Here is a 5,670-nt window from a genome sequence, read left to right as displayed (position 1 = left end):
CACCCATCTGCCAGAAGTTGTCCTCATCCAGACGTGACAGCCGCGCGGGGTCGACGCCGATATCCTCGATCCAGATTCTGGCCGCTTCGTCGTCGCTGATATGGACCGTGACCCAGAGCTTGTCCTTGGGCAGCGCCAGAACCTCGGTGATGAACGTCCAGGCGTAGCGAATCGCATCGGCCTTGAAATAGTCGCCGAAGCTGAAGTTGCCCATCATCTCGAAGAAGGTGTGGTGACGAGCGGTATAGCCGACGTTGTCCAGATCGTTGTGCTTGCCACCGGCGCGCACGCAGCGCTGCGCCGAGGTGGCGCGCACGTAGGGACGGGGGTCCCGGCCCAGGAACACGTCCTTGAACGGCACCATGCCGGCGTTGGTGAAGAGAAGCGTGGGATCGTTTTCCGGCACCAGAGAGGCGGAAGGTACGATGGTGTGCCCGCGCTCCTCGAAGAAGCTCAGGAAAGCCTGTCTGATATCTGCACTTTTCATAAACAATCCGTGGCGATAGGCGTGCCCACGGCGGCTAGCAGACCACGTGGCGACACAGAACACGGCAATGAAGAGGCGCCGTGAACGCCTCTCCTGCCATCGCAAAGCGCATTAGTATAACGTGGTCAGCCGATAGTCTGTCGAGTGCGACACCCTTGTGGTCGGCCCGACCCCCCCGCCACGGGTCGTGGGTAACCGGCGGGAGGGCGATACACGGGACGAGTATCGCGTGCGGCGCATAGCGGCGAAGAAGGAGAAGGAGAAGGAGCGCAGCGTTCCGGCGGGCTGCCGGCTTGCGGTAGAGATACGGGAGGGAAGCCCCGGAAATCCGGGGGCAGAGGCGCGTGATGACTCGTGACGAAGGTTCAGGAGATACTGCTCGACCAGGCGTGCCTCATGGCATGGCGAACCTGCTCGAACTCGAAGCCGCGCCCCGCCAGGAAGCGCTCTCTCTTGGCACGCTCCCGCGGGGTGACCCCCGGAGAATCGAAGCGCTTGGCGAGGGCCTGACTCGCCAGATCCCCCCAGTCGGGGGCCTCACTCTCGAAAGCCGAAGATATCAGCGACTCATCGATTCCCCGCCGTGCCATGTCGACGCGAATCTTGACGGGGCCCTGCCCGTGCGCAATGCGCGAGCGGACGAAGACCTCGGCGAATCTCGCATCGGACTGAAGCCCCTCCCTCACCAGTTCGTTCAGGGCCTGGCGGATATCTTCGCGCTCCAGGCCCTTCGCGCTCATGCGGGTTTCCAGCTCGACGCGGGAGTACTCGCGCCGGGCCAGGAACCGAATGGCAACGTCTCGGGGGGACACCTCCCGGGACACATCCTCTCGAGAAGCGGCGTCACCGCAGAAGGCGTCGTTGCGGTCAGTCATCGATACCCTCGCCCTCCAGAGATAGCGGCTTACAGCAGCGTATCGCCGGAGTCATCGCTTTCGGCGACGGCCGCTTCGGGTTCCTTCTCCTTGGTTGCAGGTACCGCGAGCAGCTGGGCCCGAATCTGCGTTTCGATCTCGGCCATCACCTCGGGATGCTCCTCGAGATACTGGGCGGCGTTGGCCTTGCCCTGGCCGATCTTGCTGCCCTTGTAGCTGTACCAGGCCCCCGCCTTGTCGACCAGGTTGCACTGCACGCCGAGATCGATGACCTCGCCGGCATGGTAGATGCCCTTGCCATACAGGATCTGGAACTCGGACTGACGGAACGGCGGCGCCACCTTGTTCTTCACCACCTTGACCCGGGTTTCGTTACCGGTGACCTCGTCGCCCTGCTTGACCGAACCGATACGGCGAATATCGAGGCGCACGCTGGAGTAGAACTTGAGCGCGTTGCCACCGGTGGTGGTCTCGGGGCTACCGAACATCACGCCGATCTTCATGCGAATCTGGTTGATGAACACCACCATGCAGTTGGCGTTCTTGATGTTGCCGGTGATCTTGCGCAGCGCCTGGGACATCAGGCGCGCCTGGAGGCCGACGTGGGAATCGCCCATCTCCCCTTCGATCTCCGCGCGCGGCGTCAGCGCCGCCACTGAATCGATGATGATGACGTCGACGCCACCGGAGCGCACCAGCATGTCGCAGATTTCGAGCGCCTGCTCGCCGGTGTCGGGCTGGGAAACCAGCAGCTCGTCGAGATCGACACCGAGTTTTTCGGCATAGCTCGGGTCGAGCGCGTGCTCGGCATCGACGAAGGCGCAGGTCTTGCCATCCTTCTGGGCCTGGGCGATCACCGACAGGGTCAGCGTAGTCTTGCCCGAGGATTCCGGACCGAAGATCTCGACGACACGACCGTAAGGCAACCCGCCGACACCCAGTGCAATATCCAGGCCCAGAGACCCCGTCGACACCACCGGAATCGCGGTACGCGGGGTATCGCCCAAGCGCATCACGGTGCCTTTGCCGAATTGACGATCGATCTGTGACAGTGCCGCATTGAGTGCCTTGCTGCGGTTTTCGTCCTGTGCCATGAACGTCTCCTATGGATGCACGAAGTGAGGCGGGGCAGCCGGTCGCAGCGCTCGGCTCACGTACTGTATGGTTAGACAGTAGTATGGCGAAAAAAAGCGCTCCCGCCTATCCCCCGCCGAAGATTTTCAATCCTGCCGCCGTGGAGCCCCGGACGCCGGCTTGCTGTCATCGTGGAGAGGCGTTGTCGGGCCGGCTTTCCGCCAGCGATTCGATCAGTCCCGACAGCGCCACGGCAACCGCCGACTCGCGGATCCGCCGACGGTCCCCCGGCAGCTGATGACGCTGCACCCGCTGATGGTGTGGGTTGCCCCAGGCGAACCACACCGTGCCCACGGGCTTGTCGGGACTGCCCCCGGCCGGGCCGGCAACGCCGCTGACCGCGACACCGAGTTCGGCCCCGCTATCGCGACAGGCACCGACGACCATCTCCCTGACGGTCTCCTCGCTGACCGCGCCATGGGTCTCCAGTGTGGCCCGCGACACTCCCAGCAGGCGCTGCTTGGCGGCATTGGCGTAGGTCACGTAGCCGGACTCGAAGTAGGCGGAGCTGCCGGCGATCGCCGTGATGGCGCTGGCGACGCCGCCCCCGGTACAGGATTCCGCGGTGGTGAGCCGGACACCCAGCGCCAGACAGGCCTCCCCCAGGCGCCGGGAGAGCGCCTCGCAATCCGGTTCGGCGCCCAGCGGGGATGTGGAGTCGTTCGTCATGGGCAACTGCCTCTTTCAGGGGTCGCTCTACCCGTCGGCCGCCGCTCCACGGGCGACGACGGGGGCAGAGCCGAAGGAGAAACCGATCGCCACCCAGTATGCGGAGAATCGTGGTTCATGCAATCGCCGAAGGGACACTGCGGGGACGCCTGCGTATCGCGGATGGAGGAGCACGCCCTGGCGGGAGCAAGGCGGTGGCGGGAGGCGGGTCAATCCGGTTCGCGGGGATCCCGGGGCGGAGGAATCACGGAAGGATGACGCGCCGCCAGTTCGGCAACGGCGATCTCCAGCAGCACAACGGCCAGTTCGCTGAGATTGACGTTACGCTTGTTGGCTTCGATGGCCAGCAGGCGATACGTGGAATCACTGAGGTGGTTGAGCACCAACCGGGCCATATGGGAGTCCTCGAGTACCGATTTCACACACTGTAACGAGTTATCGGCGGGCACTCAGGCTGAAATCACTACACCTGATGCATGATCCCCTCTAAGGCGACCGCCACCTCGCGCCGTGCCGGACCCAGCCACCGCGTGGTAACCTTGCCCCTCAGCGTACGACCCGGCATTCCGATGCCCCCTCTGTGTCCCCAGAATCGACGGAGCTTCCGAGACACCATGCAGGACGCGGCCTCCAGCAAGAGCACCCAGCATACGCCGATGATGGCGCAGTACCTCAAGATCAAGCGCGAGCATCCGGACGTGCTGCTCTTCTACCGGATGGGCGATTTCTACGAGCTTTTCTACGACGATGCCAAGCGTGCATCGCAACTGCTCGACATCACGCTGACGGCCCGCGGGCAGTCGGCCGGCAAGCCGATCCCCATGGCGGGCATCCCCTACCACAGCGTCGAGTCCTACCTGGCGCGACTGGTCAAATCCGGCCAGTCGGTGGCCATCTGCGAACAGATCGGCGATCCGAGCACGGCCAAGGGGCCGGTGGAGCGCCGGGTCGTGCGCATCGTCACACCGGGAACGCTGCTGGACGAAGCCCTGCTCGATGCCAGCCGCGATAACCTGCTGGTGGCCCTCCATCGCACCGGCGAACGCTGGGGTATCGCCTGGCTGGAACTCTCCAGCGGCCGCTTCAGCGTGCTCGAGATCGATGGCGAGGCCGACATGCTGGCCGAGATCCATCGGCTGCAGCCGGCGGAGCTGCTGGTCGCCGAAAGCCTCGATCTCTCGCCGTCGCTGGCGGAGCGGACCGGCCTGAAACGCCAGAACGACTGGCATTTCGACCTGGAGACCGCCAACCGTCTGCTGTGCGACCAGTTCGAGGTCGCCGATCTCAGGGGCTTCGGTTGCACCCATCTCGAAACCGCGCTGGTCGCCGCCGGCGTGCTGATCGACTACGCCAGGGACACCCAGCGTTCCCGACTGCCCCATGTCACCGCGCTGAGCGTCGAGAGCCGTGACGAATCGGTGGTGATCGATGCCGCCAGCCGACGCAATCTCGAGATCGACATCAACCTCGGCGGCAGTGGTGACAACACCCTGGCCAGCGTGCTCGACACGACCGTCACGCCGATGGGCTCGCGTCTGCTCAAGCGCTGGCTCAATCGGCCCCTGCGTGACCGGCATCAGGTCGGCGCCCGCCAGGCAGCGGTGCAGTTGCTGCTCGACGCGGACCAGTACCTGCTGATCCGCGAGCCGCTCAGCGAGGTGGGCGATGTCGAGCGGATCCTGGCGCGGGTGGCACTGCGCAGCGCCCGCCCCCGGGATCTGGCCCGCCTGCGCGACGCGCTCAACGTGCTGCCGACGCTGCAGGCCGATCTCCAGCGAATCGAAGGCGAGAGCGCACTGGACGACCTCGCCCGCCATATCCACCCCTATCCCGACCTGGCCGACACCCTGACCCAGGCGCTGATCGACAACCCGCCGGTGGTGATCCGGGACGGCGGTGTCATCCGCGAAGGCTTCGACGCCGAGCTCGACGAGTATCGCGGGCTGGCCGAACACGCCGGCGACTACCTGATCCAGCTCGAGCTTCGTGAGCGCGAACGTACCGGCCTGCCGGGCCTCAAGGTCGGCTACAACCGGGTCCACGGCTACTACATCGAGATACCGCGCGCCCAGGCTCGCGAGGTGCCGGCGGACTATATCCGCCGCCAGACGCTGAAGAACGCCGAGCGCTTCATCATCCCCGAACTCAAGGAGTTCGAGGACAAGGCGCTGTCCGCCAAGTCTCGCGCGCTGGCGCGGGAAAAGCTGCTCTACGAGAGCCTGATCGACACGCTCAATGCCGATCTCGATGCGCTGCAGGCCACCGGCCGCTCGCTGGGCGCGCTCGACGTGCTCTGCGCCTTCGCCGAACGCGCCCAGCATCTCGATTTCGTGCGTCCACGCCTGCTGGAACAGCCGGGATTCAACATCATCGGCGGTCGTCACCCGGTGGTGGAACACGTCAGTCAGCACCCCTTCGTGCCCAACGACCTGATCCTCGACGACGATCGTCGCATGCTGGTGATCACCGGCCCCAACATGGGCGGCAAGTCGACCTACATGCGCC

Annotated in this window: 6 protein-coding genes; 1 reads left to right on the top strand and 5 read right to left on the bottom strand. The window is 65.0% G+C overall.

Annotated elements, in window-relative coordinates:
- The 5 genes from AC3AYF_RS02525 to AC3AYF_RS02505 all read right to left on the bottom strand — a co-directional run.
- Nucleotides 1-487, bottom strand: a 487-nt coding sequence (locus tag AC3AYF_RS02525) for an alanine--tRNA ligase-related protein (protein WP_487779366.1), incomplete at its 3' end; no start/stop codon positions are given.
- Between the two features lie 365 nt (nucleotides 488-852).
- Nucleotides 853-1,362, bottom strand: a complete 510-nt coding sequence (locus AC3AYF_RS02520) for a regulatory protein RecX (protein ID WP_295035258.1) — start codon at nucleotides 1,360-1,362, stop codon at nucleotides 853-855.
- A 29-nt stretch (nucleotides 1,363-1,391) separates the two neighbouring features.
- The gene (gene recA / locus AC3AYF_RS02515; protein WP_295035256.1) at nucleotides 1,392-2,456 is read right to left on the bottom strand and encodes a recombinase RecA; all 1,065 of its coding nucleotides are present in this window, start codon (nucleotides 2,454-2,456) and stop codon (nucleotides 1,392-1,394) included.
- Between the two features lie 166 nt (nucleotides 2,457-2,622).
- Nucleotides 2,623-3,165 (bottom strand): CinA family protein, encoded by a 543-nt coding sequence (locus tag AC3AYF_RS02510; RefSeq protein ID WP_487779365.1) that lies wholly within the window; start codon nucleotides 3,163-3,165, stop codon nucleotides 2,623-2,625.
- A 209-nt stretch (nucleotides 3,166-3,374) separates the two neighbouring features.
- Nucleotides 3,375-3,560: a hypothetical protein gene (locus AC3AYF_RS02505; protein ID WP_295035252.1), complete on the bottom strand. Its 186-nt coding sequence runs from the start codon at nucleotides 3,558-3,560 to the stop codon at nucleotides 3,375-3,377.
- Between the two features lie 219 nt (nucleotides 3,561-3,779).
- Between AC3AYF_RS02505 and mutS the strand changes: the two genes are divergently transcribed.
- Nucleotides 3,780-5,670 (top strand): DNA mismatch repair protein MutS (gene mutS, locus AC3AYF_RS02500; protein WP_487779364.1); only part of this gene is annotated, 1,891 nt, incomplete at its 3' end.

Source organism: Salinicola sp., from assembly GCF_982684285.1.
Note: the sequence above shows the minus strand (reverse complement) of the source record. Positions and strands in the feature narration are given on the sequence as shown.

Coding starts and splice junctions, on each gene's coding strand:
- AC3AYF_RS02520 (WP_295035258.1), bottom strand. CDS start 1,362: ATGACTGACCGCAACGACGCCTTCTGCGGTGACGCCGCTTCTCGAGAG.
- recA (WP_295035256.1), bottom strand. CDS start 2,456: ATGGCACAGGACGAAAACCGCAGCAAGGCACTCAATGCGGCACTGTCA.
- AC3AYF_RS02510 (WP_487779365.1), bottom strand. CDS start 3,165: ATGACGAACGACTCCACATCCCCGCTGGGCGCCGAACCGGATTGCGAG.
- AC3AYF_RS02505 (WP_295035252.1), bottom strand. CDS start 3,560: ATGGCCCGGTTGGTGCTCAACCACCTCAGTGATTCCACGTATCGCCTG.